General features: G+C 69.5%; 27 protein-coding genes and 1 tRNA gene. 12 read left to right on the forward strand and 16 right to left on the reverse strand.

Annotated features, from left to right (window positions below; all coding sequences use genetic code 11):
- Nucleotides 1–70: 70 nt before the first annotated feature.
- From J2Y58_RS06170 to J2Y58_RS06180, 3 genes are all read left to right on the forward strand, one after another.
- Nucleotides 71–1360: a glycoside hydrolase family 130 protein gene (locus J2Y58_RS06170; protein WP_310100232.1), complete on the forward strand. Its 1290-nt coding sequence runs from the start codon at nucleotides 71–73 to the stop codon at nucleotides 1358–1360.
- A 91-nt stretch (nucleotides 1361–1451) separates the two neighbouring features.
- The gene (locus J2Y58_RS06175; RefSeq protein ID WP_310100235.1) at nucleotides 1452–2225 is read left to right on the forward strand and encodes an SDR family oxidoreductase; all 774 of its coding nucleotides are present in this window, start codon (nucleotides 1452–1454) and stop codon (nucleotides 2223–2225) included.
- A gap of 58 nt (nucleotides 2226–2283) precedes the next feature.
- On the forward strand, nucleotides 2284–3420 hold the full coding sequence (locus tag J2Y58_RS06180) for a Gfo/Idh/MocA family oxidoreductase (protein WP_310100237.1): 1137 nt from the start codon (nucleotides 2284–2286) through the stop codon (nucleotides 3418–3420).
- 103 nt (nucleotides 3421–3523) lie between these two features.
- Here J2Y58_RS06180 and ppk2 read toward each other — a convergent pair whose 3' ends face one another.
- A complete protein-coding gene (ppk2, locus tag J2Y58_RS06185; protein ID WP_310100241.1) occupies nucleotides 3524–4282 on the reverse strand; it encodes a polyphosphate kinase 2 in 759 nt (252 codons plus the stop codon).
- 136 nt (nucleotides 4283–4418) lie between these two features.
- Between ppk2 and J2Y58_RS06190 the strand changes: the two genes are divergently transcribed.
- From J2Y58_RS06190 to J2Y58_RS06205, 4 genes are all read left to right on the forward strand, one after another.
- Nucleotides 4419–4559 carry a hypothetical protein gene (locus J2Y58_RS06190; RefSeq protein ID WP_310100246.1) on the forward strand — a complete coding sequence of 47 codons (141 nt, stop codon included), beginning with the start codon at nucleotides 4419–4421 and terminating at the stop codon, nucleotides 4557–4559.
- 83 nt (nucleotides 4560–4642) lie between these two features.
- Entirely contained in the window at nucleotides 4643–5956 is a 1314-nt protein-coding gene (locus J2Y58_RS06195) for a cobyrinate a,c-diamide synthase (RefSeq protein ID WP_310100249.1), read from the forward strand.
- 67 nt (nucleotides 5957–6023) lie between these two features.
- Nucleotides 6024–7694 (forward strand): M28 family peptidase, encoded by a 1671-nt coding sequence (locus tag J2Y58_RS06200; protein WP_310100252.1) that lies wholly within the window; start codon nucleotides 6024–6026, stop codon nucleotides 7692–7694.
- An 11-nt stretch (nucleotides 7695–7705) separates the two neighbouring features.
- The gene (locus J2Y58_RS06205) at nucleotides 7706–8677 is read left to right on the forward strand and encodes an agmatine deiminase family protein (protein WP_310100640.1); all 972 of its coding nucleotides are present in this window, start codon (nucleotides 7706–7708) and stop codon (nucleotides 8675–8677) included.
- A 296-nt stretch (nucleotides 8678–8973) separates the two neighbouring features.
- Here J2Y58_RS06205 and J2Y58_RS06210 read toward each other — a convergent pair whose 3' ends face one another.
- From J2Y58_RS06210 to pnuC, 6 genes are all read right to left on the reverse strand, one after another.
- Complete coding sequence (locus J2Y58_RS06210) at nucleotides 8974–9579, reverse strand: ATP-binding cassette domain-containing protein (RefSeq protein ID WP_310100255.1); 606 nt, start codon at nucleotides 9577–9579, stop codon at nucleotides 8974–8976.
- Complete coding sequence (modB, locus tag J2Y58_RS06215; RefSeq protein ID WP_310100258.1) at nucleotides 9569–10252, reverse strand: molybdate ABC transporter permease subunit; 684 nt, start codon at nucleotides 10250–10252, stop codon at nucleotides 9569–9571. Before modB ends, J2Y58_RS06210 begins: the two co-directional genes overlap by 11 nt.
- Nucleotides 10249–11013 carry a molybdate ABC transporter substrate-binding protein gene (gene modA, locus J2Y58_RS06220; protein WP_310100261.1) on the reverse strand — a complete coding sequence of 255 codons (765 nt, stop codon included), beginning with the start codon at nucleotides 11011–11013 and terminating at the stop codon, nucleotides 10249–10251. The genes modB and modA overlap by 4 nt, the downstream gene beginning before the upstream one ends.
- 143 nt (nucleotides 11014–11156) lie before the next feature.
- On the reverse strand, nucleotides 11157–12968 hold the full coding sequence (gene lepA / locus J2Y58_RS06225; protein WP_310100264.1) for a translation elongation factor 4: 1812 nt from the start codon (nucleotides 12966–12968) through the stop codon (nucleotides 11157–11159).
- A 36-nt stretch (nucleotides 12969–13004) separates the two neighbouring features.
- Nucleotides 13005–13532: an AAA family ATPase gene (locus tag J2Y58_RS06230; RefSeq protein ID WP_310100267.1), complete on the reverse strand. Its 528-nt coding sequence runs from the start codon at nucleotides 13530–13532 to the stop codon at nucleotides 13005–13007.
- On the reverse strand, nucleotides 13529–14107 hold the full coding sequence (pnuC, locus tag J2Y58_RS06235; RefSeq protein WP_310100271.1) for a nicotinamide riboside transporter PnuC: 579 nt from the start codon (nucleotides 14105–14107) through the stop codon (nucleotides 13529–13531). Before pnuC ends, J2Y58_RS06230 begins: the two co-directional genes overlap by 4 nt.
- Before the next feature lie 119 nt (nucleotides 14108–14226).
- On the opposite strand from pnuC, the gene J2Y58_RS06240 reads away from it, so the two are divergent.
- Both J2Y58_RS06240 and J2Y58_RS06245 read left to right on the forward strand, forming a co-directional pair.
- Nucleotides 14227–14303, forward strand: a tRNA-Pro gene (locus J2Y58_RS06240).
- Between the two features lie 77 nt (nucleotides 14304–14380).
- On the forward strand, nucleotides 14381–15502 hold the full coding sequence (locus J2Y58_RS06245) for an NADH:flavin oxidoreductase/NADH oxidase (RefSeq protein WP_310100275.1): 1122 nt from the start codon (nucleotides 14381–14383) through the stop codon (nucleotides 15500–15502).
- Between the two features lie 16 nt (nucleotides 15503–15518).
- Here the strand turns inward: J2Y58_RS06245 and J2Y58_RS06250 are convergent, their stop codons facing one another.
- Nucleotides 15519–16529 (reverse strand): polyprenyl synthetase family protein, encoded by a 1011-nt coding sequence (locus tag J2Y58_RS06250; RefSeq protein WP_310100278.1) that lies wholly within the window; start codon nucleotides 16527–16529, stop codon nucleotides 15519–15521.
- An 85-nt stretch (nucleotides 16530–16614) separates the two neighbouring features.
- Between J2Y58_RS06250 and J2Y58_RS06255 the strand changes: the two genes are divergently transcribed.
- The gene (locus J2Y58_RS06255) at nucleotides 16615–16896 is read left to right on the forward strand and encodes a chorismate mutase (RefSeq protein WP_310100280.1); all 282 of its coding nucleotides are present in this window, start codon (nucleotides 16615–16617) and stop codon (nucleotides 16894–16896) included.
- A gap of 13 nt (nucleotides 16897–16909) precedes the next feature.
- On the opposite strand, the gene J2Y58_RS06260 is transcribed toward J2Y58_RS06255, so the two are convergent.
- Both J2Y58_RS06260 and J2Y58_RS06265 read right to left on the reverse strand, forming a co-directional pair.
- A complete protein-coding gene (locus tag J2Y58_RS06260) occupies nucleotides 16910–17425 on the reverse strand; it encodes a GAF domain-containing protein (protein WP_310100283.1) in 516 nt (171 codons plus the stop codon).
- Nucleotides 17426–17543: 118 nt separating this feature from the next.
- Nucleotides 17544–18266: a dienelactone hydrolase family protein gene (locus J2Y58_RS06265; RefSeq protein ID WP_310100286.1), complete on the reverse strand. Its 723-nt coding sequence runs from the start codon at nucleotides 18264–18266 to the stop codon at nucleotides 17544–17546.
- A gap of 77 nt (nucleotides 18267–18343) precedes the next feature.
- On the opposite strand from J2Y58_RS06265, the gene J2Y58_RS06270 reads away from it, so the two are divergent.
- Nucleotides 18344–18796 carry a GNAT family N-acetyltransferase gene (locus J2Y58_RS06270; protein ID WP_310100289.1) on the forward strand — a complete coding sequence of 151 codons (453 nt, stop codon included), beginning with the start codon at nucleotides 18344–18346 and terminating at the stop codon, nucleotides 18794–18796.
- Between the two features lie 13 nt (nucleotides 18797–18809).
- Nucleotides 18810–19496, forward strand: a complete 687-nt coding sequence (gpmA, locus tag J2Y58_RS06275) for a 2,3-diphosphoglycerate-dependent phosphoglycerate mutase (protein WP_310100292.1) — start codon at nucleotides 18810–18812, stop codon at nucleotides 19494–19496.
- A gap of 43 nt (nucleotides 19497–19539) precedes the next feature.
- Here gpmA and J2Y58_RS06280 read toward each other — a convergent pair whose 3' ends face one another.
- The 6 genes from J2Y58_RS06280 to J2Y58_RS06305 are packed head-to-tail and all read right to left on the reverse strand — an operon-like array spanning nucleotide 19540 to nucleotide 26814.
- A complete protein-coding gene (locus J2Y58_RS06280; protein ID WP_310100294.1) occupies nucleotides 19540–20871 on the reverse strand; it encodes an AarF/ABC1/UbiB kinase family protein in 1332 nt (443 codons plus the stop codon).
- Between the two features lie 38 nt (nucleotides 20872–20909).
- Nucleotides 20910–21749 carry a CoA ester lyase gene (locus J2Y58_RS06285; RefSeq protein WP_310100297.1) on the reverse strand — a complete coding sequence of 280 codons (840 nt, stop codon included), beginning with the start codon at nucleotides 21747–21749 and terminating at the stop codon, nucleotides 20910–20912.
- Complete coding sequence (locus J2Y58_RS06290; protein WP_310100300.1) at nucleotides 21746–22198, reverse strand: MaoC family dehydratase; 453 nt, start codon at nucleotides 22196–22198, stop codon at nucleotides 21746–21748. Before J2Y58_RS06290 ends, J2Y58_RS06285 begins: the two co-directional genes overlap by 4 nt.
- Nucleotides 22198–24051 carry a biotin carboxylase N-terminal domain-containing protein gene (locus J2Y58_RS06295; protein WP_310100303.1) on the reverse strand — a complete coding sequence of 618 codons (1854 nt, stop codon included), beginning with the start codon at nucleotides 24049–24051 and terminating at the stop codon, nucleotides 22198–22200. Before J2Y58_RS06295 ends, J2Y58_RS06290 begins: the two co-directional genes overlap by 1 nt.
- A 4-nt stretch (nucleotides 24052–24055) precedes the next feature.
- On the reverse strand, nucleotides 24056–25651 hold the full coding sequence (locus tag J2Y58_RS06300; protein WP_310100307.1) for a carboxyl transferase domain-containing protein: 1596 nt from the start codon (nucleotides 25649–25651) through the stop codon (nucleotides 24056–24058).
- Nucleotides 25648–26814, reverse strand: a complete 1167-nt coding sequence (locus J2Y58_RS06305) for an acyl-CoA dehydrogenase family protein (protein WP_310100310.1) — start codon at nucleotides 26812–26814, stop codon at nucleotides 25648–25650. Before J2Y58_RS06305 ends, J2Y58_RS06300 begins: the two co-directional genes overlap by 4 nt.
- Nucleotides 26815–26874: the final 60 nt, after the last annotated feature.

Genomic DNA, 26874 nt, shown 5'->3' on the forward strand with positions numbered 1-26874 from the left:
GCGGTGCAACATCGGTTATGTCGCGCGCCCGGCGCACGATGCGGCCCGGCGCTGAGGAAGGACGCCGTCGATGCAGGCCGCTGACGTGTTTACCAAGCTCGACCTCGAACTGCGCCCCGATCCGTCGCGCACCGTCCTGCGCCCGTTCAGCTTCGGCTACCCCGATGCCTTCGCCGCCTGGCGTGTGTCGCGCGCGCAGGCGGTGGTGGACCGCATCGCCGCGCTCGACGGCCCGATGCGCGCGCGGATGAAGCAGTTGCTGATGGCGCCGATGAACGCGCGCCACCACAATGCCGAGCAGGTGCTGCTGCGCCGCTTCGAGGAGGTAAAGGGCGACCTCCGGGTCGGCGCCGTCGACGCCGACACGCAACTGCTGATCGGCGCCTATTTCAGCCAGGAATATGCGTTCGAATCCGCCGCATTGTTCAACCCCAGCGTCGTCACGCTGCCCGACGAGGAGCAGGACGATGCCGAGGGCGGGCTGCGCTTCATCATGTCGCTGCGCGGGATCGGCGAAGGCCACATCTCGTCGGTCACCTTCCGCACCGGCACCTGGGGCCCCGGTGACCGGCTCATCCTCGATCCGCCCAGCGACCAGGGCGTGCCGCCGCAGATCGAGCGCCACGACGACGAATGGGTGCGGCTGGTCTGCGCCGACAGCCGCGACGTGTCGGAGACGGTGATCTTCCCGATGCTGAGCAGCCAGCGGCAGGGCATCGAGGACCTGCGCCTCGTCAACTTCACCGACCATGACGGCGTGCGCAGCGTCATCGGCACCTACACCGCCTTCGACGGCCAGCACGCCCGGCAGGAGCTGTTGCGCGGCGTCGACCTGCGCACCGTCGAGATGCGCCCGCTGAAGGGCGCGATGACCGCCTACAAGGGCATGGCGCTGTTCCCCCGCCGCGTCGGCGGGCAGTTCGTGATGCTCGGCCGGCAGGACAACGAGAACATCTGGCTGCTGCGCTCCGACGATCTGCATCGCTGGGAGACGGGCGCGCCGATCATGCGGCCGAAATATCCGTGGGAGTTCGTGCAGCTCGGCAATTGCGGCTCGCCGCTGGAGATCGACGAGGGCTGGCTGGTCCTCACCCACGGCGTCGGCATGGTGCGCGGCTATTGCATCGGCGCGTGCCTGCTCGACAAGGACGATCCGTCGCGCGTGCTGATGCGCACGCCCTCGCCGCTGCTGTTCCCCAGCGCCGAGCAGCGCGGCGGCTACGTCCCCAACGTCACCTACAGCTGCGGCGGGCTGCTCCACGACCGCCGCATCCTGCTGCCCTACGCGATCGGCGACGAATATACCGCGTTCGCGACCGCCACGGTCGACGACCTGTTGTCGGTGATGGTCCCCGCCTGACCCGCACCGCGCGAGGGAGGACGCGTTGAACGATCGCGCGCGACGATCATTGGAGCCGTCGACGATTCCTTGACCACGCGGAGCGACGCTCATGAAGACCAGCGGCAACACGATCCTGATGACCGGCGGCGGCAGCGGCATCGGCGAGGCGCTCGCGCATCGCTTCCACGACCGCGGCGACACCGTCATCATCGCCGGCCGCCGCCAGGACGCGCTCGACCGCGCGGCGGCAGGGCGCGAGCGTATCCACACCCGCGTCCTCGACGTCGAGGATCCCGCCGCGGTCGACGCCTTCGCCAAGGCGGTGGTCGCCGACTTCCCGGCGCTGAACGTGCTGTTCAACAACGCCGGGATCATGAAGTTCGAGGATCTGACGCAGCGCCGCGACCTGTCGGACGCCGCCGCGACGGTGGCGATCAACATCCTCGGCCCGATCCGGCTGACGGACGCGCTGATCGATCATCTGGTGCAGCAACCCGATGCCGCGATCGTCACCGTCACTTCCGGGCTCGCCTTCGTGCCGTTGGTCGCGGCGCCGACCTATTCGGCCAGCAAGGCCGCGATCCACTCCTACACCGTTTCGCTGCGCACGCAGCTGGACGGCAAGGTCGAGGTGATCGAGCTGGCGCCGCCGGGCGTCCGGACCGACCTGACGCCCGGACAGGCCAACCGTCCCGGCTACATGCCGCTCGACGCCTTCGCCGACGCGGTCGCCGCGCAGTTCGCGCACGTGCCCACCCCGCGCGAGATCCTCGTCGACGAGGTGCAGTTCCTCCGACAGGCCGAGCGTGAGGGCCGCTTCGACGAAACGCTCAAGACCCTGACCGAACGCGCGGCGCAGCAGCGCGCGGCAGGCGGCGAATAGCCGGAACCCATCGCGACGCTGGCGCGCTTGCCGCCCGTCCCCCCAATCGGAGAAGTTCATGAGCATCGCTTCCGCGCTCGGCCTCGGTGGCCGCAAGATCCGCTATGCCATCGTCGGTCTCGGCGACATTTCCCAGGAAGCGCTGATGCCCGGCGTCTCGCACACCGGCAATTCGGAGATCACCGCGCTCGTCTCGGGCGACCCGGAGAAGCTGTCGGCGCTCGGCGACCGCTACGACGTCGCGCACCGTTATTCCTACGAGCAATTCCCCGAGCTGCTCGCCTCGGGCGAGATCGACGCCATCTATCTCGCCACGCCCAACTGGCGCCACGCCGAATTCGCGGTCCCCGCGCTTGAGGCCGGCATCCACGTCCTGTGCGAAAAGCCGCTCGAGGTCTCTGCCGCGAAATGCCGGCAGATCATCGCCGCCGCGGAGCGCAGCAGCGCGAAGCTGATGACCGCCTACCGCCTCCACTTCGAGCCTGCGACGCTCGACGCCATCAAGCGCATCCGTGCCGGCGAGCTGGGCGAGCTGATCGCCTTCACCTCGATCTTCGCGCAGATGGTCGACCCCAAGAACCACCGCGCTACCAGCGGGATCGAGGCCGGGCCGCTGTTCGACATGGGCCCGTATCCGATCAATGCGATCCGCTACCTTTTCGGCGCCGAGCCGATCGAGGTCGTCGCCGCCGCCGGCTCGCGCCACCCCGGCTCGGGGATCGCGGGCGATTTCGACGACACCGTCGCGGTCACGCTGCGGATGCCGGGGAACCGCCTCGCCCAATTCACCGTCAGCTATTACGCCAATCAGGTCGACAGCCTCGTGATCGCCGGCACCGAGGGCTCGATCACCATGAGCCCGTGCTACGGCTTCGGCCAGGGGCTCGAGCAGGACCGCCAGATCGGCGAAAAGAAGACGCACGAGACCTTCAAGGCCACCGACCAGTTCGGCGGTGAGCTGCGCTATTTCTCCGATTGCATCCTCAACGATGCACCGGTCGAGCCGGACGGCGAGGAGGGACTGGCCGACCTTCTGGTGATCGAGGCGATCGTCACGGCGCTGAAGGAAGGCGGCCCGGTCAGGATCGAGCCGCTCGACCGCACCCGCCGCATCGATCCCGCCGCACAGGAGCAGACCCTGCGCACGGTCTCGATCCCCGATCCGGTCAACGCATCTAGCCCGACGCGCGACTGATCGGGCGCGCCCGACACACCGTTCGTGCCGAACTTGTCGAAGTACGTGCCGGGTGGCACGCCCTTCGACTGGTTCGGCACGGATCGCGCGACATGATCGCGCGCTACGTCGCCAGCCGCCCATCCCCGACCGCATCCGCATCGAACGAGAACAGCACTTTCGGATCCGCCACCGGCACATCCCTCGCGATCGTCGCCGGTGCGATGCGATGGACCAGATGCCGCAGCACCGCGATCCGCGCCTTCTTCTTGTGGTCGGCGCGCACGCAATGCCAGGGTGCGATCGGCGTGTGCGTGCGCAGCAGCATGGTATCGCGCGCCGCCGAATAATCGCCCCAGCGATCCTGCGCGACCGCATCCATGTCCGACACCTTCAGCTGCTTGAGCGGATCGGTGCGCCGCGCCTTCAGTCGCTCGGCCTGCTCGTCCTTGTCGATGTCCAGCCAGATCTTGATCAGCCGGATGCCGCTCTCGACCAGCATCCGTTCGAAATCGGGCGCGTCGCGCAGGAACTCGGCCTGTTCGGCCGCGGTCGAGAAGCCCATCACCACCTCGACCCCCGCACGATTGTACCAGGACCGGTTGAAGATCACGATCTCGCCCGCCGCGGGCAGATGCGCGACATAGCGCTGGAAATACCATTGCGTCCGCTCGCGATCGGATGGCTTGGGCAGCGCCACGACGCGCGTCAGCCGGATCGACAGGTGCTCGACGATGCGCTTTATCGTGCCGTCCTTGCCCGCGCTGTCGCGCCCCTCCAGCACGATGACGACCCGCTCGCCCGACGCCGCCATCGCCACCTGCGCCTCGACCAGCGCCAGCTGCGCCTGTTCCAAATCCTCGTCGTACGTGTCGTTCGCCATGCCTTGCTCCTTCAAGCGAAGAAGCGGCGATCCGTGCGGTTCGTTCCTCACGCCCTCCACCGCGGAACCTCCCGCGAACATTCCGGTTCTTTGCTCATGTCCGGCGCGCTGCGCCGGCGCCACGCAGAGGACCGAAATGACCCGCAAGACCCTCAGCCTGTTCAAGACCGCCAAGACCGCCCCGGCCACGCAGCGCCGCGTGAACGACGATCCGCTCCACGGCCTGACGCCGGTCGAACGCGCGATGGCGCAGCGCCTGACCACCGGCCGCGCCTGAATCCGGACTCCTGACTGCCGCAAGGGCCGCGCCGTACTGCAACGGCCCTTGCGCACCGGTCGTCCGGTCGGCAGTCCGCCGGCATGACCGCCTCCCCGGGCCTCCTGATCGCCGCTCCCGCCTCGGGTGTGGGCAAGACGACCGTCATGCTCGGGCTGCTTCGCGCCTTCCGCGATGCCGGCGTCGCGGTCCAGCCGTTCAAGAGCGGCCCCGACTACATCGATCCCGCCTTCCACCACGCCGCGAGCGGACGGCCGTCGTTCAACCTCGATAGCTGGGCGATGCCGGGTGCATTGCTCGACACGCTGGCCGGGTGCGGCGACGACGCTGCGCTGGTGGTGGCGGAGGGCTCGATGGGTCTCTTCGACGGCGTGGCGTGTGCCGGGGCCACCGGCACCGGGGCCAGCGCCGACATCGCCGCGCGCATGGGCTGGCCGGTCGTGCTCGTCCTCGACGTGTCGGGTCAGGCGCAGTCGGCGGCCGCGACCGCCTCCGGTTTCGCGCGCTTCGACCCCGCGGTGCGCCTCGCCGGCGTGATCCTCAACCGCGTCGCCAGCCCGCGCCACGAACGGCTGGCGCGCGCCGCCTTCGATCAGGTCGGCATCCCGGTCTTCGGCGCGCTGCCGCGCAGCCCCGAGCTGCGACTGCCCGAACGGCACCTCGGGCTGGTGCAGGCCGCCGAGCACGCCGATCTCGACCGCCGCATCGCGCTCCACGCCGTGCTGCTCGCCCGGCACGTCGACCTTGCCGCGCTCCGCGCCGCCGCCGCCGCGATCCCGCGTGCGCCCGCCGCGGCGCCGCGCCTGCCCCCGCCGGCGCAGCGGATCGCGCTGGCGCACGACGCCGCCTTCTCCTTCGTCTACCCGCACGTGCTCGATGGCTGGCGGGCGGCCGGCGCGCAGATCGCCCCTTTCTCCCCGCTCGCCGACGAGCCCCCCGCCGCCGACGCCGATCTCGTCTGGCTGCCCGGCGGCTATCCCGAGCTGCACGCCGGCGCGCTGGCCGCGGCGACGCGGTTCCGCACCGCGCTCCACGCGCATGTCGCCGCCGGGGGCGCGGTGCACGGCGAGTGCGGCGGCTACATGGCGCTCGGCGCGGCGCTGATCGACCGCGACGGCGTGTCGCACCGCATGGCCGGGCTGCTCGGGCTGGTGACCAGCCATGCGCAGCGCCGGCTCCACCTCGGCTACCGCCGTGCGCTGCTGGCCGCGCCGATCGGCGCGCTCGCCCCGGACACCGAGCTGGCGGGGCACGAATTCCGCTATGCCACGATCGTCGCGCAGCCCGACGCCCCCCTCGCCCGCGTGCAGGACGCGGAGGGCGCCGACCTGCCCGACGCCGGATCGCACCGCGCACGCGTGACCGGCACCTTCTTCCACCTGATCGCCGCCACCTGACCATCCGTGGACAGCGGCCTCGCCGCTTGGCAGAAGGCGCGCACGCCACCTCCCGCGGAGTTTCATGATGTTCCTGCGTCTCGCCGCTCTCCCCCTGCTCGCGCTCGCGGCGGCGCTGCCCGCCCAAACTCCCGCACCGCCGATCGTCGCCCCGGTCGCGCCGATCGCGGAAGCGACGCTGAAGGAGGTGACGAAGGAGCTGTCCTCCGACGCCTATGAAGGCCGCGCGCCCGGCACCGCCGGCGAGGAGAAGACCGTCGCCTATCTCGCGAGACGCTTCGCCGCCGCCGGGCTGAAGCCGGGCAACAAGGGCAGCTGGTACCAGGACGTGCCGCTGGTCGAGCTGACCGCGAAGAACGTCTCGCCGCTCGTCTTCACCGGCGCCGGCGCGCCGCTGAGCCTGAACTACGGCCCCGACATGGTCGTCGGCACGTGGCGGATCACGCCGCGCGTCGAGGTGAAGGACTCGCCCGTCGTCTTCGTCGGCTACGGCATCAATGCGCCGGAGAAGGGCTGGAACGACTATGCCGGCCTCGACGTGCGCGGCAAGACGGTGCTGATCCTCGTCAACGATCCCGACTGGAAGACGCCCGGGCTGACCGGCGCGTTCGGCGGCCGCGCGATGACCTATTACGGCCGCTGGACCTATAAATACGAGGAAGCCGCGCGCCAGGGCGCCGCCGCGGCGATCATCGTCCACCAGACCGAGCCCGCCGCCTACGGCTGGAACGTCGTCCAGTCGAGCTGGACCGGCGCGCAACAGGTCGCCGATGCCGCCGACAATCACGCCGGGGACAGCGCCGCGATCGGCTGGATGCAGGAGGCGCAGGCGCGCCGCCTGTTCGAGCGCGAGGGGCTGGACTTCGACGCGCTCGCCGCCGCGGCCGGGCGCAAGGGCTTCCGCGCCCGCCCGCTGGGCGGCGTGCGCGCCTCGGTGTCGTTCGACGAGGAGGTACGCCGCCACCGGTCGCGCAACGTGATCGGCATCCTGCCCGGCACGACGCGCCCGAACGAATACGTCCTCTATTCCGCGCACTGGGACCATCTTGGCCACTGCGAGGCGGCCCCCGACGGCGACGACATCTGCAACGGCGCGATCGACAACGCCACCGGCACCGCCGCGCTCGTGGCGCTGGCCGAGGCGAACGTGAAGGCCGGGCCGGCCCCGCGCAGCCAGGTGTTCGTCGCGGTGACGGGCGAGGAAAGTGGCCTGCTCGGCTCCGAATATTATGCCGCCAACCCGGTCTATCCGCTGGCGCAGACGGTCGGCGGCGTGAACATGGACGCGCTGTCGCTCGCCGGCCCGGCGCGCAACGTCGTGGTGGTCGGCAAGGGCAAGTCCGATCTCGACGCCGATCTCGCCGCCGCGCTCCGGACGCAGGGCCGCACCGCCGGCGACGAGCCGACCCCGGAGAAGGGCTTCTACTACCGCTCCGACCATTTCAGCCTGGCCAAGCGCGGGGTGCCGATGATCTACTTCGATGCCGGCGACGATCTGGTCGCGGGCGGCAAGGCGGCGGGCGCCGCGGCGGCCAGGGATTACGAGGAACACCGCTACCACGGGCCGAAGGACGAATACGACCCGAACTGGAACTGGGCCGGCACCGTCAAGGACGTGCAACTCTATTACGGCATCGGTCGCGCGCTGGCGGAAGGCAGCACCTGGCCCAACTGGGTGGCCGGCGACGAATTCCGCGCGATCCGCGACAAGAGCCGCAGCCTTGCGGCGGCGAAGTGAAGGGCATGACGATGACGACGACCAACACCCCGCCCGCCGAATGGGCGCCGCACGCCGCCGTCTGGATCGGCTATCCCAGCCATCCCGAATTGTGGCTGGAGGACCTCGACGACGCGCGTGACGAGGTCGCCGCCTTCGCGCGCGCCGTCCATGCCGATGGCCGCGGCGAGCAGGTCGTGCTGGTCGCCGCCGACGCGGAGGCCGCCGCCGACGCGCGTACCCGCGCGCCGTTCGCGCAGGTGGTGGTGGAGCCGTTCGGCGACATCTGGCTGCGCGACACCGCGCCGATCCTGGGCGGCGACGGCAAGGCGCGCGACTTCGGCTTCAACGGCTGGGGCGGCAAGTACGACCTGCCCGGCGACGACGACATCGGCGCGCGGCTGGCGCGGCACCGGGGGCTGACGATCCTGCCGTGCGACTGGATCCTGGAGGGCGGCGCGATCGACGGCGACGGCACCGGCCTCGTCGTCACCACCGAGCAATGCCTGCTCAACCCGAACCGCAACCCGCGGCTGTCGAAGGCGGAGATCGAGCATCGCCTTGCCGCCGACCTCGGGCTGACGCGCGTGCTGTGGCTCGGCAACGGGCTGCTCAACGACCATACCGACGGCCACGTCGACAACCTCGCGCGCTTCGTGGCGCCGAACCGGCTCGCCGTGCCGCGCGCCGCGGAGAACGACCCGAACTGGCAGGTCTATCAGGACGCCGCGATTCGCGCGCGCGCGATGGGCATCGACGTGGTCGAGGTCCCCTCCCCGGGCCGCGTGCTGCGCGACGAGGAGGTCGTGCCGGCCAGCTACATGAACTTCTATATCGGCAATGCCGCGGTGGTGGTGCCGATCTACGGCTCCGAGTATGACGACGCCGGCGTCGCGGCGATCCGCGCGCTGTTCCCGGACCGCGAGGTCGTGGGGCTGCGGGCGGATGCGATCCTGACCGGCGGCGGGAGTTTTCATTGTATTAGCCAGCAGATCCCGGCCTAGCCGTACCCGCGCCAGCGCGGGCACGGCGATGCGCGGCCCCGCCGCGCGTCCGAGGTAAAGGCGGCGGCTTCGCCGTCGCCCCCCTCCACCTACTGTCGCCCGCCCCCTCCCGTCATTCCCGCGAAGGCGGGAATCCAGAACCTCTGACCGTACTGACTCCTGCGAAGACCTGCGCGTCTGGATCCCCCGCCTCCGCGGGGATGACGGCACAAAGGACCGGCTCACCAGCCACAGCGGCACGTCCCCACTCCACCCGTCATTGCGAGCGTAGCGAAGCAATGACGGAAACGAGCCCCCTACCCGATCGCAATCACCCGGTCGCCCAGCCGCTCGGCCTCCGCGGCGTCATGCGTCACCATCAGGATCGGCACCGTCCGTGCCTCCCGCACCCGCTCGATCGCGCGCATCGCATCCTCGCGCCGCACCGGGTCCAGCGACGACAGCGGCTCGTCGAGCAACAGGAACGCCGGTTCGCTCAGCAGCGCGCGCCCGATCGCCACCCGCCGCGCCTCCCCGCCCGACAGCGTCCGCGGCCAGCGTCGCAGCAGGTGCGCGATGTCGAGCGTCGCCGCCACCTCCGCCAGCCGCGACCCGTCACGCGCACCATAAAGAAGGTTGGCCTGCACGCGCCGATGCGGAAACAATCGCGCATCCTGAAAGACGTAGCCGACCCGCCGGCGCTCGGGCGGCAGGTCGATCCCCGCGGCGGCATCGAACAGCACCCGCTCGCCGACCCGCACATGCCCATGCGCCGGGCGCAGCAACCCTGCGATCATGTCGAGCAGGCTCGTCTTGCCGACGCCCGACGGCCCGACCAACACCGTCAATCCGTCGCCCGCGCTGAAGCACGCCCCGACCGTCGCCTCGCCGCGCCGCGCATGGACATCGACGTCAAAGGACATGCACGCCCCGCCCCGCGCGCCGCACCAGCGCCTCCGACACGACCAGCGCGACCAGCGACAGCGCGACCGACACCGCCGCCAGCTGCCACACGTCCGCCTCGCCGCCGGGCCGCTGGAGCGCGGCATAGATCGCGAGCGGCAGCGTCTGCGTCTCGCCCGGCACGTTCGAGACGAAGGTGATCGTCGCCCCGAACTCGCCGATCGCCCGCGCCAGCCCCAGCACCACCGCGGCGGCGATGCCCGGCGCGGCGAGCGGCAGCGTCACCGTGGCATAGGCGCGCCACCGCGACGCACCCAGCGTCCGTGCCGCCTGCTCCAGCCGCCGGTCGACCGCCTCGATCGACAGCCGCATCGCCCGCACCATCAGCGGCAGCGCCATCACCCCCGCCGCGATCGCCGCGCCGGTCCAGCGGAACAGCACGCTCACCCCGAACCAGCGCTCCAGCACGCCGCCGATCGGCCCGGCGGGCGCGAAGGCGAGCAGCAGCAGCCAGCCGGTGACGACCGGCGGCACCACCAGCGGCAGGTGCACCACGCCGTCGAGCAGGACCTTGCCCGGGAACCGCCACCGCGCCAGCACCCACGCCAGCACGAACGCGACCGGCAGCGCGCCCAGCGTCGCGGTCCCGCCGACCAGCAGGGTCAGGCGGACGATCGGCAGCAGGTCGCTCAACGCGTCGCGAAACCGCGCCGCGCCAGGATCGCCTGGCCGGCGCGCGACAGCAGGAAGCGGCGAAAGCCTTCCGCCTCCGCATCGCCGGCGGTGCGCAGCCGCGCGATCGGATAGACGATCGACGCATGGCTGCGCGTCGGGAACACCCCCGCCAGCTGCACGCCGGGCGCGGCGCGCGCATCGGTGGCATAGACGATGCCGTAGGGCGCCGCGCCGCGCTCGACCAGCGCCAGCGCCGCGCGGACGTTCTCGGCCCGCACCACGCGCGGCGCGACCGCGTCCCATGCGCCCAGCCGCGTCAGCGCCTCGCGCCCGTACTTGCCCGCCGGCACGCTGTCGGGATCGGCCATCGCCAGGGCGCCGCCGCCGAGGATGCGGGCCAGCGCCGCGCCCTTGGTCGCCACGACCCGCGGCAGCCCCGCACGCGACACCACCACCAACCGGTTGCGCGCCAGCACCACGCGCGTGCCCGGGGCGATCAGTCCGCGCTTCCCGACCTCGTCCATCCAGTCGCTGTCCGCCGACGCGAACAGGTCCGCGCGCCCGCCCGCCACGATCTGCCGTGCCAGCGCCGACGATGCCGCGAACGACAGCCGCGGCCGCGCGTGCCCCGCCTTCGCCCACGCGTCGGCGGCATCGGTCATGGCTTCCTGCAGGCTGGCGGCAGCCAGCACCAGCGGTCCCGGCTTCTGCGCGGCGGCAGGACCGGTGATCGTTACTAGGGCGAGCAGGGCGAAAAGGAAGCGCATCGCGGCGGTCATGGCATTGCTGCACCCGGGAGACAATCGCCGCGACCGCGTGGAACCGACGTCGCTGTTTTCGCGGGTGCCGGCGTGCGTGGCCCGTCATTTTCGCGCGTGTCGCGGCACTGCGCGGGCACGATCCGTCCCCGCGCGCAACCGGCTCAGCCCTCGTCGCCCATCCGCAACGCCGCGATGAACGCTTCCTGCGGGATGCTGACCGAGCCGTACTCGCGCATCTTCGTCTTACCCTTCTTCTGCTTTTCCAGCAGCTTGCGCTTACGCGTCGCGTCACCGCCATAGCATTTGGCGGTAACGTCTTTGCGCATCGCGGAAATCGTCTCGCGCGCGATCACCTTGCCGCCGATCGCCGCTTGGATCGGGATCTTGAAAAGGTGGCGTGGAATCAACTCCTTGAGCCGCTCGCACATTCCGCGCCCACGCGTTTCGGCGGTGCCGCGATGGACGATCATCGACAGCGCATCGACCGGCTCCTCGTTGACGAGGATGCTCATCTTCACAAGATCACCCTCGCGATAGCCGATCTGGTGATAATCGAAGCTGGCATACCCCTTCGACAAGGACTTCAACCGGTCGTAGAAATCGAAGACGACTTCGTTGAGCGGCAGTTCATACGTCGCCTGCGCGCGCCCGCCGACATAGGTCAAATTCTTCTGGATGCCGCGTCGATCCTGGCACAACTTCAGGATCCCGCCCAGATACTCATCGGGCACGTAGATCACTGCTTCGATCCACGGCTCGCTGATCGATTCGATCTTGTTGGGATCGGGCATGTCGGCGGGATTGTGCAGGTCGATCTGCCCGCCGCCGTGCGTCAGCTGGATCTGATACACCACGCTCGGCGCGGTGGTGATCAGGTCCAGGTCATACTCGCGCGTCAGCCGCTCCTGGATGATCTCCAGATGCAGCAAGCCGAGGAAACCACAGCGAAATCCGAAACCCAGCGCGGCGCTCGTCTCCATCTCGAAGCTGAACGAGGCGTCGTTCAGCCGCAGCTTGGAGATGCTCTCACGAAGCTTCTCGAAGTCGTTGGCATCGACGGGGAACAGCCCGCAGAACACCACCGGCTGCACTTCCTTGAACCCCGGCAGCGCCTCGGCCGCCGGCCGCTTGGCGTCGGTCAACGTGTCGCCGACGCGCGCCTGCGCGACGTCCTTGATCTGCGCGGTGATGAAGCCGATCTCGCCCGGACCCAGGTCGGCAAGTTGTTCGATTTTCGGGCGAAAACAGCCGACGCGGTCGATCAGGTGCGTCGTCCCGGCCTGCATGAACGTGACCTGCTGCCCCTTGCGCAGCGTTCCGTCCACCACGCGGACGAGGATCATGACGCCCAGATACGGATCGTACCACGAATCGACCAGCATCGCCTTGAGCGGTGCGTCCGCGTCGCCCTTGGGCGCCGGAATCTTCTGCACGATCGCCTCGAGGATGTCGGCGATCCCGATCCCCGACTTCGCACTGGCGAGCACGGCGTCCGACGCGTCGATGCCGATGACATCCTCGATTTCCGTGCGAACCTTCTCCGGTTCGGCAGCAGGCAGGTCGATCTTGTTGATTACCGGCACGATCTCGTGATCGTGCTCGATCGACTGATAGACGTTGGCCAGCGTCTGCGCCTCGACGCCCTGCGCCGCATCGACCACCAGCAACGCCCCCTCGCACGCCGCCAGGCTCCGCGAGACTTCGTAGGCGAAATCAACGTGTCCCGGCGTGTCCATCAGGTTCAGTGTGTAGATCTCGCCGTCCTTCGCCTTGTACGACAGGCGCACCGTCTGCGCCTTGATGGTGATCCCGCGCTCCTTCTCGATCTCCATGTTATCAAGCACCTGTTCGCTCATCTCGCGGTCGGACAGGCCGCCGGTCGCCTGGATCAGGCGGTCGGCGAGCGTCGACTTGCCGTGATCGATGTGCGCGATGATCGAGAAATTGCGGATGGTGCTGAGCGGGGTCGTCATGATCCTCGCGCGCCTAGCGCAGCCGCGCTCGCAGGGCTAGGGCCTGTCCTGCATCGCGCCGCGGATCGCCGCCAGCGCATTGAGATAGCGCCGCGTTCCCTCGCCCCCGATCAGCACCCACGGCACGCCGCGCCGTTCCAGCTCGCGCCGCGACAGGTCGAAGAAGCGCTGGCGATCGCGCGCCGCGCCGAACATCCGCGTCCCGTCCTCCTGCCACGGCAGGTCGATGTCGAACAGCAGGTAGAGGTCGGCCGTACCCTGCCACTGCCCGAACCACGGATCGCGTCGCCCGAACATCATGTCGGCCCATACCGCGCTCATCAGCGGATCGGTGTCGAGAATCACCGGCCGCGTACCACCCTCCATCGCCTTGCGCGCCTTGGCATCCTGCGTCTGCGCGATCACCACCAGGTCGGACATCGTCAGGTCGGTGCCGTAGGTCTCGCAATAGGTGCGGCCGAATTCGGCGACGCAGACCGAGTCGAAATGCTGCGCCAGTCGCGGCGCCATCGTCGACTTGCCGGTGCTTTCCGGCCCGTGGAGACAGACGGATCGCAGCGTCATGCCGGCGCCATCCGCCACCGCGCGCGGTCTGCGCGACACCAGCTCGCCAGCCCCCAGACCGCCAGCACGAGGTAGATCAGGTAAAGCCCCGCGAACAATTCCAAGCCCTTGACCGCATAGAGCGGCACCGACGCGACATCGACCGCGATCCACAACCACCAATTTTCGAGATAGCGGCGCGCCATCAGCAGCTGTGCCGCAATGCTCCCCGCCGCGATCCCGGCGTCCCACCACGGCAGCGCGGCGTCGGTCCACCGGTGCATCGCACCACCCCACGCCACCCAGCCGAGCACCACCACCCCGGCCCAGGCGATCCGTCCACGCGCGTCGAGCGTCCTGACCGCCACCGCGCCCTGCTGCGCCTGTGCGCGTCGCCAATGACGCCAGCCATGGACGTTGGCCGCCAGGAAGAACAATTGCAGCAGCGCGTCGGAATACAGCCGCGCCTCGAACACCACGACGCCCAGCAGCGCGACGGACCCGATCGCGGTCGGAAACGTCCAGATGCTGCGCTGCGCCGCCAGTGCGACGCACGCGATCCCGAGCAACGTGGCGATCCATTCGGCGGGCGACATCGTCCGCGAGCCTACCCGCGACGGCATGCGAAAAACAGCTGCGATTCCCCGCTTGCGCTCCGGATTTCCGCTGATATAAGCCGCGCCCTGTCGACGGTACATCCGCTCGACACCCTGGTCGGGGAATAGCTCAGCCTGGTAGAGCACTGTGTTCGGGACGCAGGGGCCGGAGGTTCGAATCCTCTTTCCCCGACCATTTCATTCGCCGCGCGGGCGCGGCACCAATCATCCGCTGATGCGTAAGGACGGCTCACCTTCAGGAGCCTCGATCCGATGAGCGGACCCCAGCTTTTCCAACCCCTTGATGTCGGCGGCCTGACACTGTCGAACCGCATCGTCATCGCGCCGATGTGCCAATATTCGGCGGTCGACGGCTGCATGACCGACTGGCATCTGATCCATCTCGGCCACCTGGCGCTGACGGGCGCGGGCGTCCTGACGATCGAGGCGACCGCGGTCGAGCCCGAAGGGCGCATCAGCTACGGCGACGTCGGGTTGTGGGACGATGCGACCGAGGCGGCGATGGCACGGGTGCTCGAGTCGGTACGACGCCATTCCGACATGCCGATCGCGATCCAGCTCGGGCACGCCGGGCGCAAGGCATCGACCGATCTGCCGTGGAAGGGCGAACGCCAGCTTCCGGTCGACGGTGCGCACGGCTGGGAAACCCTTGCCCCCTCGCCGCTGCCCTATGCCCCCGAGCAGCGGGCGCCGCTTGCGCTCGACGCGGCCGGGCTCGCGCGCGTCCGGGATCGGTTCGCCGATTCGGCACGCCGCGCCGCGCGACTGGGGCTCGACGCGATCCAGATCCATGCCGCGCACGGCTATCTGCTCCACCAATTCCTTTCACCGCTCTCCAACCGGCGCGAGGATGCCTATGGCGGATCGCTGGAGAACCGGATGCGCTTTCCGCTGGAGGTCTATGACGCGGTGCGAGGCGCCTTCCCGGCCGACCGGCCGGTCACAGTGCGCGTCTCGGGCAGCGACTGGGTCGAGGGCGGCTGGGACGAAGCGCAGACGATCGCCTTCGCGCAGGCGCTGGAGGCACGCGGATGCGCCGCGATCCACGTCTCGAGCGGCGGGCTCGATCCGCGGCAGCAGATCCCGGTCGGCCCCAGCTATCAGGTGCCGCTCGCCCGCGCGGTCAAGCGGGCGGTGTCGATCCCGGTGGTCGCGGTCGGGCTGATCAGCGACTACCAGCAGGCCGAGGCGATCGTCGCGACCGGCGATGCCGACATGGTCGCGCTGGCACGGACGATCCTCTACGATCCGCGCTGGCCATGGCATGCCGCCGCCGCGCTCGGCGCGCGGGTGAAGGCGCCCGACCAATATCTCCGCTCGCAACCGCGGCAGTACAAGCACCTGTTCGACGTGGAGGGCAGCGCGGAGAATTGACGCTGCCGGCGCGCGCTCAATAGGCGCGCGCCACCGCGAACTCCACGCCCTCGACCATCGCGTCCTTGATCGCGCTGTCGGAGAAGATCGCCAGCGACTCGATCGCGCGCTGCCCATAGTGGCGTGCACGGGCCAGCGTGTCGTCGACCGCGCGAGTACGGCGGACCAAATCGATCGCATGCGCGAAATCGCTGTCGCTCGCACGACGCCCTTCCACCGCGTCACGCCAGAAGATGCGGTCCTCGGCCGTACCGCGGGCATAGGCGAGGATCACCGGGAGCGTCATCTTGCCCTCGCGGAAATCGTCGCCGGCGTCCTTGCCCATCGTGCCCGCATCGCTGGTATAGTCGATCGCATCGTCGACCAGCTGGAAGGCGATGCCCAGGTTGCGACCATACGAATCGAGCGCCTGCTCCTCGGCCGCGGGGCGATCCGCGACCACCGCCGCGATCCGGCACGCGGCCGCGAACAGCGCCGCGGTCTTGGCGTGGATGATGTCGAGATAGCGTTCCTCGGGCAGGTCGACGCGCCGCGCGGCGGTCAGTTGATCGACCTCGCCCTCCGCGATCACCGCGGAAGCATTCGACAGGATCTCGAGCGCGCGCATGCTGTCGCCCGCCACCATCAGCTCGAACGAACGCGAAAAAAGGAAATCGCCCACCAGCACGCTGGCGGGATTACCCCAGATGATGTTGGCGGTCCGCTTGCCGCGGCGCAGGTCCGACCCGTCGACGACATCGTCGTGCAGCAACGTGGCGGTGTGGATGAACTCGACCGCGGCGGCGAGCAGGTGATGGCGATCGCCCGCATAGCCGACCAGCTGCGCGCCGGCGAGCGTCAGCATCGGGCGCATCCGCTTGCCCCCGCCCGCGATCAGATGCCCGGCAAGCTCCGGAATCAACGGTATGTCGGATCGCATCCGCTCCACGATCACGGCATTGACGTGATCCATGTCGGCGGCGACCAGCCCGATCATCGGATCGAGCGAGGGCGGGTGCCCGGGAAGTCGGTGCAAGGTAGCGCTCATCTGTTCCTGCCCTTACGGGGAGGCACGCGCGCAACGCAAGCGCGGGCTGCGATGACCCGCATCGCTTTTGCCGGGGGAAGGCATGATGACCGACGACGTTCTGAAGGGCTATCGCAAGAGCATCGACAATATCGACGCCGCGCTGGTGTGTCTGTTGGCGGAACGGTTCAAGGTCACCCAGGCGGTCGGGGCGCACAAGGCCGCCACCGGCCTGCCCGCCGCCGACCCCGGTCGCGAGGAGGCGCAGATCGCCCGGCTGCGCCAGCTGAGCGAGGAAGCCGAACTCGACCCGGAATTCTCGGAGAAATTCCTGCGCTTCATCATCGACGAGGTGATCCGCCACCACCGCGCCGCGGCCGCCGGCTGACGCGTCGATTCGGTCAGCCCGCGCGCAACGCCGCCAGGCGGACGATCACCGCGTCTGCGAGTTGCTTCAGGTGCATCTGCTCGTACGCGCCGAAGCCGGTGCGCGGGCGGCGATCGAAGACGCAGAAGGTGCCCAGCGGCATGTGCCCGGCATCCACCAGCGGCGCGCCGGCGTAGAAGCGCACCTGTCCGCCGTCGATCAGTACCGGATTGTCGGCGAAGCGCGGGTCGGCACGCGCATCCTCGACGCAGAACACCGCACGCGGGGTGATGATCGCATGACCGCAAAGCGACATGCGGCGGCTGTAGGTCCGCGAGGTGATGCCCGTCGCGGCGATCAGATACTGCCAGTCGCGCGACAGGATCGATACGGCCGCCATGTCGGCGTCGAGCTTCCGCCGCGCATTCGTGACCAGTTCCTGCAGCACCGAATCGTTGCGCGCCTCCAGCGCACCGGAGGCAAGCACTGCCCGCTCGCGCGCTTCTTCGTCGTCGGGAAACGGCGCTGGCGCGTAAACGGTGACTCCCATTCCCTCCGGTCCCCTGATCGCCGATCACTTACCGCAGTCACGAAAAATTCCCATCCGCAACAAACGCCGATTTGGCATCCATTGCTATGGATCAGCGAGCATTTCCGCAACGTTTTGGTTATATCTGAAATAGTTCTTGTAAGAAAAAGCGCATCGCCGCCCAACTGCGCCGATCCGCCGCGGCATTGTAGCCGAACCCCGCTCCGGCCTCGCGCAGCAATACGTCGGTAAAGCCGTGCCCGGCGCCGCCATATGCGTGGATCTGCCAGTCGGCGCTTGCCTGGGTCAGCTCTTCGCCCAACGCGACGACCGCCTGCGGCGGCCCGAGCGGATCGTCCCAGCCATGGCAGATCAGCAGCCGCGCGGTCACCGGCGTGACGCTGTCGTAATCTGGCCGGTCGTAGACTCCGTGGAAGCTGACGCCGCCACGGATCGCGAGCCCGGCTCGCGCCATGTCCAACACGCACTTGCCACCGAAGCAGAATCCGATCGCCGCGGCCCGGTCCGCATCGGCCTCGTCCTGCGCGACCAGCGCAGCCAGCGACGCGCACAACCGATCGCGCAGCAGCGCGCGGTCGGCGTTCAGCTCGTCCATGTAGCGGCTGGCGCCCTCGCCGCGCTGCGTGCGCTTGCCCTGTCCGAACACGTCGCAGGCAAACGCCGCATAACCGAGTGCGGCGAGCGCCTCGGCCTTTTCGTTATCGGATTCCTTCTGCCCCAGCACGTTGGGGATGACGAGCACCGCCGGGCGCGCGCCGGTGACGGCGTCGTCCCACGCGAACACACCCTCGAACGGCCCGCCCGGACCGTCGTGAACGATGGGTCGGCGGCGGATCGTCATGGCTGCGCTCTCCTGTTGTGTCGCTCGCGCCTTTCGCTAGATCGGGCACATTCGCCGGGCAAGCCACGGGGGGCACGATGCAGATCAGAAAGGACGATCCGACCGCGCCATACGTTGCCGGGCTGCTCGCCCATCACCTTTCCGAGCTGCGCGGTCATATGGCGGAGTTTGCCTTCGCGCTCGACGCCACCGGACTGTCCGCGCCGGAGGTGACGTTTTGGACCGCCTGGCGCGACGACGAACTGGCCGGGTTCGTCGCGCTCAAGCAGCTCGATCCGCGTCACGGCGAGGTCAAGTCGATGCGCGCCGCGCCGGCGGCGCGCAGGACCGGCGTGGGCCGTGCGCTGCTGGACCATGTCGTCGCGGTCGCGCGCGCACGGACGTACGAACGGCTGAGCCTCGAAACCGGAACGGCCGACCTGCACCGCCCGGCCGTCGCGTTGTATCGTCGCGCCGGCTTCACCGATTGCGCGCCCTTCGCCGGCTACGCACCCAGCCCGCACAACCAGTTCCTGACCCTGATCCTCTAACGGGAGAACCCGATTGCCGACGCTTGTCCTGATCCGCCACGGCCAGTCCGCCTGGAACCTGGAAAACCGCTTCACCGGCTGGTGGGACGTCGACGTGACCGAAAAGGGTGCGCAGGAAGCGCGCGCCGCGGGCCGGCTGATGGCCGAGAAGGGACTGGATTTCGACCAGACCTTCACCTCGCTCCAGACCCGCGCGATCAAGACGCTGAACCTCGCGCTGGAGGAGATGGGCCGCCTGTGGCTGCCGGTCGAGAAGGATTGGCGCCTCAACGAGCGACATTACGGCGGTCTCACCGGGCTCGACAAGGCCGAGACCGCCGCCAAGCACGGCGACGAGCAGGTGCATATCTGGCGCCGCAGCTTCGACGTGCCCCCGCCGCCAATCGAGGCGGGCAGCGAATTCGACCTGTCGGGCGACCGCCGCTACGCGGGCATCGACGTGCCGGCGACCGAGAGCCTGAAGGACACGATCGCGCGCGTGCTGCCCTATTGGGAAGGGCGGATCGCCCCGGCGCTGAAGGACGGGCAGCGCGTGCTGATCTCGGCACACGGCAACTCGCTGCGCGCGCTGGTCAAGCATCTGTCGAACATTCCCGACGACGAGATCACCGGGCTGGAGATCCCGACCGGGCAGCCGATCGTCTACGAACTCGACGCCGGGCTGAACCCCACCGACCGCTACTATCTCAACGAGAGGTGAGCGAAGCGGGCGGACGGCGCGATCGTCGCTTCGACCGTCCGCCTCAACCGATCGCTGCCGCCGCCAGCCCGCGGACGTCGACCCGCGCCTTGAGCCGCGCGGCGAGCAGCGCGGTACCGCTCACCTTGCGCTGCACGAACAGCGTCTCGACATGCGGCACGTGCCAGGTCGCACGGTCGGCGATCATCGCCTTGGCCTCGTCGCGCACCACCGGCACGAAGGCGCGATCGCCGAAGTCGAACGGGCCGGGGCGATTGAGCGCATCGTCGATCGCGGCAATGATCCGGTCGATCGCCGGGCGGTGCGCGGCAGCCGCGGCCGCCCCCAGGAAGCCGACCTCCACCGCCGTCTCGCGGATCCGGTCGCGGTCGCGCGCCAGCCCCGCCTCGATCAGCCGCCGGTAGCTCGCCGCCGTCTCCGCGGGCACCGGCCGCGCCGCGCCGAAGTCGAGCAGCACCAGCGCGCCCGTTTCCGGCTGCCAGCGATAATTGGCGAAGTTCGGATCGGTCTGCATCACGCCGAAGTCGAAGATCTCACGCAATACCAATGTGATCAGCGCCGTCATCGCCCGGTCGCGCTCCTCCTGCGCGGCGTCGGCCAGCGTCTCGACGGCGCGGCCTTCGACGAACTCCATCGCCAGCACGCGCCTCGTGGTCAGCGCTTCCTCCAACGCCGGCACGACATAACGCGCATCGCCCGCCAGCCGGGCGCGATAGTCGCGCAGGTGGCGTCCCTCGCGCACGTAATCCGCTTCCTCTGCCAGCTGCCGCTTCGCCTCCGACAGCAGCGGCTTCAGGTCGAGCGTGACGGGCAGCAACCCCGACACGCGCAGCAGCGTCGCGACATTGTCGACATCCGCCCCGATACTGTCGGCGACGCCGGGATATTGCACCTTGATCGCCAGCTTCCGTCCGTCCGGCAACGTCGCGCGGTGCACCTGCCCGATCGACGCCGCGGCGACCGGCGACGCCTCGAACTGCCGGAAGCGCCGCCGCCAGTCCGCACCCCATTCCTCGCGCAGCACGCGGTCGAGCTGCTGCGGCGGCATCCGGTACGCCTGGTTGCGCAGCTGTGCGAGGATCGTCTGCAACTCGGGCGGCAGCACATCGCCGGCGTCCATCGAGATCATCTGCCCCAGCTTCATCGCCGCGCCGCGCAGGTGCGACAAGCGGTCGGCGACGCGCGCGGCATTGCCGGGGGTGAGGATCAGGTCGCCGACCTTCGGGCGCTCGCCCGCGGCCAGTCGACGCGCGCCCTCCGCGAGCATCCCGCCCGCGACGCCGCCCGCCAGCCGCCCGAACCCGCCGAGCCGCGCCAGCCGCCCGCTCGGCACCGCGCGGTGGCGGGCACGCGAAAGATCGTCATCCTGCTGCATCCCGCCACAGCGCGGGAACGCAGCGTGCGGTTCCCCGCTCAGGCGCGCGCGAGCAGCCGCCGCGCCTGCACCAGATGCGGCGCGTCGATCATGCGGCCGTCGAGCTGCAATGCCCCCGCCCCCGGCGCCGCCTCGAATGCGGCGACCACCGCGCGCGCGTACGCGATCTGCTCCGCAGTCGGGGTAAAGGCGGCATTGATCGTCGCCACCTGCGCCGGGTGGATCGCCATCATGCCGGTGAAGCCGTCGCGCGCCGCTCGAGCGGCGTAGGCGGCCAGCCCATCCGAATCGCGGAACGCCGGATACACCGTCTCGATCGCCGCCACGCCCGCAGCATGCGCGCCGAACAGGGTCAGCGAGCGCGCCAGTTCATACGGTGCGGTATAACGGCCGTCGTCCTCGCGCGCAGTCGCTGCGCCGATAGCCGCCGGCAAATCCTCCGCGCCCCACGTCAGCCCCGCCAGCGCCACGCCACAGCCGGCATAGCTGCCGATCTGGAAGATCGCCGCCGGCGTCTCGGTCGCGATCGGCAGGATCGGCGCGTCGATCCCCGCCGTCGCCAGTTGCTCGGCCAGCGCACGCACGCTCGCTCCTCCCTCCGCCTTCGGCAGCACGACGCCATCGGGCGACGATCCCGCCAGCGCCGCCAGATCCTCGTCGCACAGCGCGGTGTCGAGCGGATTGACACGCACGAATACCGCCGCCGCACCGCGCGCGTCCCGCAGTCGCTCCGCCACTGCCGCGCGCGCCGTCGCCTTGCCCGACGGCGCGACCGCATCCTCCAGGTCGAGGATCAGCGCATCCGCGCCACTCGCCGCCGCCTTGTCGAACCGCTCGGGCCGGTCGCCCGGGACGAACAGCAGCGAGCGCAGCCTCATGCCGGCGTCCGCTTCAACAGCGCGCTGCGCAGGCATTGGCACACGATCTCGTCGCGCTGGTTGAGCAGGCGATGCGCGAAGGTGACGATTCCCGCTTCCGGCCGCGACCGGCTGTCCTTCAACTCCGCCACCTCGGTCTCGGCGCGCAGCGTGTCGCCGATGAACACCGGCGCGGGCATCACCACTTTGTCGTAGCCGAGATTGGCGACCAACGTGCCGAGCGTCGTATCGCCGACCGACAGCCCGACCATCAGCGCGAAGGTGAAGGTGCCGTTGACCAGGATTCGACCGAACTCGCTCGCCCGCGCCGCCTCGGCATCCAGATGCAGCGGCTGCGGATTGTGCGTCATCGTCGTGAACAGCAGATTGTCGGTCTCGGTTACGGTCCGGCGAATGTCGTGGACGATCCGGTCGCCGACGCGCCATTCGTCATAGTGGCGTCCGGCCATCAACCCTCTCCCGCCACGATCCGCGCGAGCACCACGCCCTCGCTCACCTGCGCCCCCTCGACCGCCTTCAGCTCGGCCACGACGCCGTCGAAGGGAGCGACAAGCGCCTGTTCCATCTTCATCGCCTCCAGCACCAGCAACCGCTCGCCGCGTGTCACCACCTGTCCCTCGACGACCGGCACCGCGATCACGCGTCCCGGCATCGGCGCGAGCAACGCGCCGTCACCTTCGCCGGCAGCGCCGACGTGATCCGCACGGCGCGGGCCGAACGCCCATGCCTCGCCATTCGCGAACAGCACGCCGTCTGCCGCCTCCGCCCGTGCCAGCCGCGCCGGTTCGGCGACATAGGGCGTCCCGCCGACCTCGACCGCGACGTGCAAGACCGGCGCCGCATTGACGCGGAACCCGTGCAGGGCGCTCCACGGATCGGCCCCCGCTGCCGGCACGATCGCCGCTGCCGCCGCACCGACCACCGCCGGCGAGGGCTCGGCCGGCGGGATCAGCGCATCGGCATGCCGCGCGATGAAGCCGGTATCGACCTGCCCGGCGACGAAGTCGGGATGCGCCGCCGCGCGCGCCAGGAACGCGGCGTTGGTCTTCACCGGCCACACCTGCACCCCCGCCGCCGCGGTGGCCAGCCGCCTCGCCGCCTGTGCGCGGGTCGCGCCATGGACGATCAGCTTGGCGATCATCGGGTCGTAGAACGGCGTCACCGCGCCGCCCTCCTCGACCCCGCTGTCGACGCGCACCCCGGCCGGGAAACGCAGCCGATCGAGCGTGCCGGTCGACGGCAGGAAGCCGGTCACGGGGTTCTCGGCATAGAGCCGCGCCTCCATCGCCCAGCCGCGGATCGCCAACTCGTCCTGCGTCTTCGGCAAGGGCTCGCCGCTCGCCACGCGCAGCTGCCATTCGACCAGATCCTGCCCGGTGATCGCCTCGGTCACCGGATGCTCGACCTGCAACCGCGTGTTCATTTCCATGAACCAGATGCGGTCGGCGCGCAGCCCGGCCGATCCGTCGGCGATGAACTCGATCGTGCCCGCGCCGACATAATCGACCGCCCTCGCCGCGCGCACCGCCGCGTCGCACACCGCCGCACGCGTCGCGTCGTCCATCCCCGGCGCGGGCGCTTCCTCGATCACCTTCTGGTGGCGGCGTTGCAGCGAACAGTCGCGCTCGAACAGATGGACGACGTTGCCGAACGTGTCGCCGAACACCTGCACTTCGATATGGCGGGGCGACAGGATGTATTTCTCGATCAATACGCGATCGTCGCCGAACGACGCCGCCGCCTCGCGTTTGCAGCTGGCCAGCGCTTCGGCGAACGCGGCGGGTGCGTCGACCTGCCGCATGCCCTTGCCGCCGCCACCCGCCACCGCCTTGATAAGCACCGGATAGCCGATCGCATCCGCTTCGGCCTGCAACCGCTCGGGCGCCTGATCCTCGCCCAGATAGCCCGGCGTCACCGGCACCCCCGCCGCGATCATCCGCGCCTTGGCCGCATCCTTCAGCCCCATTGCCCGGATCGCGGCAGGCGGCGCGCCCACCCACACCAGCCCGGCGGCGACCACCGCCTCGGCGAACCCGGCATTCTCGGAAAGAAAGCCATATCCCGGGTGGATCGCCTCCGCCCCGGTCGCACGGGCAGCCTCGAGCAGCCGGTCCTGCCGCAGGTAGCTGTCGGCGGCGGCAGCGGTACCGATACACACCGCCTCGTCAGCCTCGCGCACGAACGGCATGTCCGCATCGACGTCGGAGTGCACCGCGATCGTGCGGATGCCGAGCGCGCGTGCGGTGCGGATGATCCGTCGCGCGATCTCCCCGCGATTGGCGATCAACAGGCTCTCGATCATCGCATCACATCCGGAACAGGCCGAAGCGCGCACGCTCCGGCACGGGGGCATTCAGCGTGGCGGCGAAGGCGAGGCCCAGCACGTCGCGGGTCTGGACCGGATCGATGATCCCGTCGTCCCACAGCCGCGCGGTCGCATAATAGGGATTGCCCTCGTCCTCATATTTCTGGCGGATCGGCGCCTTGAAGCGTTCCGCCTCCTCCGGCGTCCACGTCTCGGCATCGCGGTGCACGGTCGCCAGCACGCTCGCCGCCTGCTCGCCCCCCATCACCGAAATGCGCGCATTGGGCCAGCTGAACAGGAAGCGCGGAGAGTATGCGCGGCCGCACATCCCGTAATTGCCGGCACCGAAGCTGCCGCCGATCAGGACGGTGATCTTCGGCACCGAGGCGGTCGCGACCGCCGTCACCAGCTTGGCGCCGTTCTTGGCGATCCCCTCCGCCTCATACTTCCCCCCGACCATGAAGCCGGAGATGTTCTGGAGGAACAGCAACGGGATGCGGCGCTGGCACGCCAGCTCGATGAAGTGTGCGCCCTTCAGCGCCGACTCGCTGAACAGCACGCCGTTGTTGGCGAGGATCGCGACCGGCATTCCCCAGATATGCGCGAAACCGCAGACCAAAGTGGTGCCGTACAGCGCCTTGAACTCGTGGAACTCCGACGCGTCGACGATCCGCCCGATCACCTCGCGCACGTCATAGGGCGCGCGCACGTCCTGCGGCACGATCCCATATAATTCCTGCGGATCGAGCAGCGGCGCCCGTGAGGGCTTCAACGCCACGTCGGGCGCGCGCGTCGCGCCCAGCGTCGCGACGATATCGCGGACGATCAGCAGCGCATGCTCGTCGTTCTCCGCGACGTGATCGACGACGCCCGATCGCCGGCCGTGCGTCTCCGCTCCGCCCAGTTCCTCCGCGGAGATGACCTCGCCGGTCGCCGCCTTCACCAGCGGCGGGCCGGCGAGGAAGATCGTGCCCTGGTTGCGGACGATCACGCTTTCATCGGACATCGCGGGCACATAGGCGCCGCCGGCGGTGCAGCTGCCCATCACGCAGGCGATCTGCGCGATCCCTTCCGCCGACATCTGCGCCTGATTGAAGAAAATGCGCCCGAAATGCTCGCGGTCGGGGAATACCTCGGCCTGGTGCGGCAGGTTCGCCCCGCCGCTGTCGACCAGATAGATGCACGGCAGGCGGTTCTCGCGCGCGATCTCCTGCGCGCGCAGGTGTTTCTTCACCGTCATCGGGAAGTATGCGCCGCCCTTCACGGTCGGGTCGTTGGCGACGATCATGCACTCGCGCCCCGACACCCGGCCCACGCCCGCGATCATCCCCGCGCCCGGTGCGCCGTCCTCATACATCCCGTTCGCCGCCAGCGCGCCGATCTCCAGGAACGGTGCGGCGGGATCGAGCAGCCGGTCGACACGGTCGCGCGGCAGCAGCTTGCCGCGCGCGACATGCCGTGCGCGATGCTGTTCCGACCCGCCCAGCGCCGTCAGCGCGCTCTTCTCGCGCAACGTCGCCGACAGCGCGCGATGGTGCGCGTCATTGGCCGCGAACGCGTCCGACCCGGTATCGACCAGCGAGCGGATCGCGGTCATTGCGCCCTCGGCGCATCGTGCCCGATCAGCTCGCGCCCGATCAGCATCCGCCGCACCTCGTTGGTGCCCGCGCCGATATCGAGCAGCTTGGCGTCGCGCCAGTAGCGCTCGACCGGCCAGTCCTTCGTATAGCCGGCCCCGCCCAGCGCCTGGATCGCCTCGCCCGCCACCTTTACCGCGCTCTCGGAGGCGAGCAGGATACAGCCCGCCGCATCGAACCGCGTCGTCCGCCCCGCGTCGCACGCCCTGGCCACCGCATAGACATAGGCGCGCGCCGAATTCAGCGCGACATACATGTCCGCGACCTTGGCCTGCATCAGCTGGAACTCACCGATCGCACGCCCGAACTGCTTGCGCTCGCGCACATAGGGCAGCACCGTGTCGATGCACGCCTGCATGATGCCGAGCTGGATGCCCGACAGCACCACGCGCTCATAGTCGAGCCCCGACATCAACACCTTCACGCCGCCGTTCAGCGGGCCCATCACCTGCGTGTCCGCGACGAAGCAATCGTCGAACACCAGTTCGGCGGTCGGCGACCCGCGCATGCCCACCTTGTCGATCTTCTGCCCGATCGAGAAGCCTGCGAAATCCTTCTCGATCAGGAACGCGGTGATCCCCTTCGACCCCGCCTCGGCATCGGTCTTGGCATAGACGACCAGCGTATCGGCGTAAGGCGCATTGGTGATCCAGTACTTGGTGCCGTTCAGCCGCCACCCGCCCTCGACCTTCGTCGCGCGCAGCTTCATCGAAACCACGTCGGACCCCGCCCCCGCCTCGGACATCGCGAGGCTGCCGACGTGCTCGCCCGAGATCAGCTTCGGGAGATACCTGGCCTTCTGCTCGCGGCTGCCCCAGCGCCGGATCTGGTTCACGCACAGGTTCGAATGCGCGCCATAGCTCAGCCCGATCGCGGCCGAGGCGCGGCTCACCTCCTCGCAGGCGACGACATGCTCCAGATAGCCGAGCCCCAGGCCCCCATCGACCTCCTCGACGGTGATGCCGTGCAGCCCCAGCGCGCCCATCTCCGGCCACAGCTCGCGCGCGAAGCGGTCCTCGGCATCGACCGCGGCGGCGATCGGCGCGATGCGGTCGGCTGCAAAGCGCCGCACCGTGTCGCGGATCGTGTCCGCCATCTCGCCCAGACCGAAATCGAGGTCCATCGCTCTCTCCTGCATCGCTTTGCCCGCACCTTACGCCGCGGCGGCGGCGGTGCAAAATTG

The sequence above is a fragment of the Sphingomonas sp. BE138 genome, assembly GCF_031456125.1.
Lineage (GTDB): Bacteria > Pseudomonadota > Alphaproteobacteria > Sphingomonadales > Sphingomonadaceae > Sphingomonas.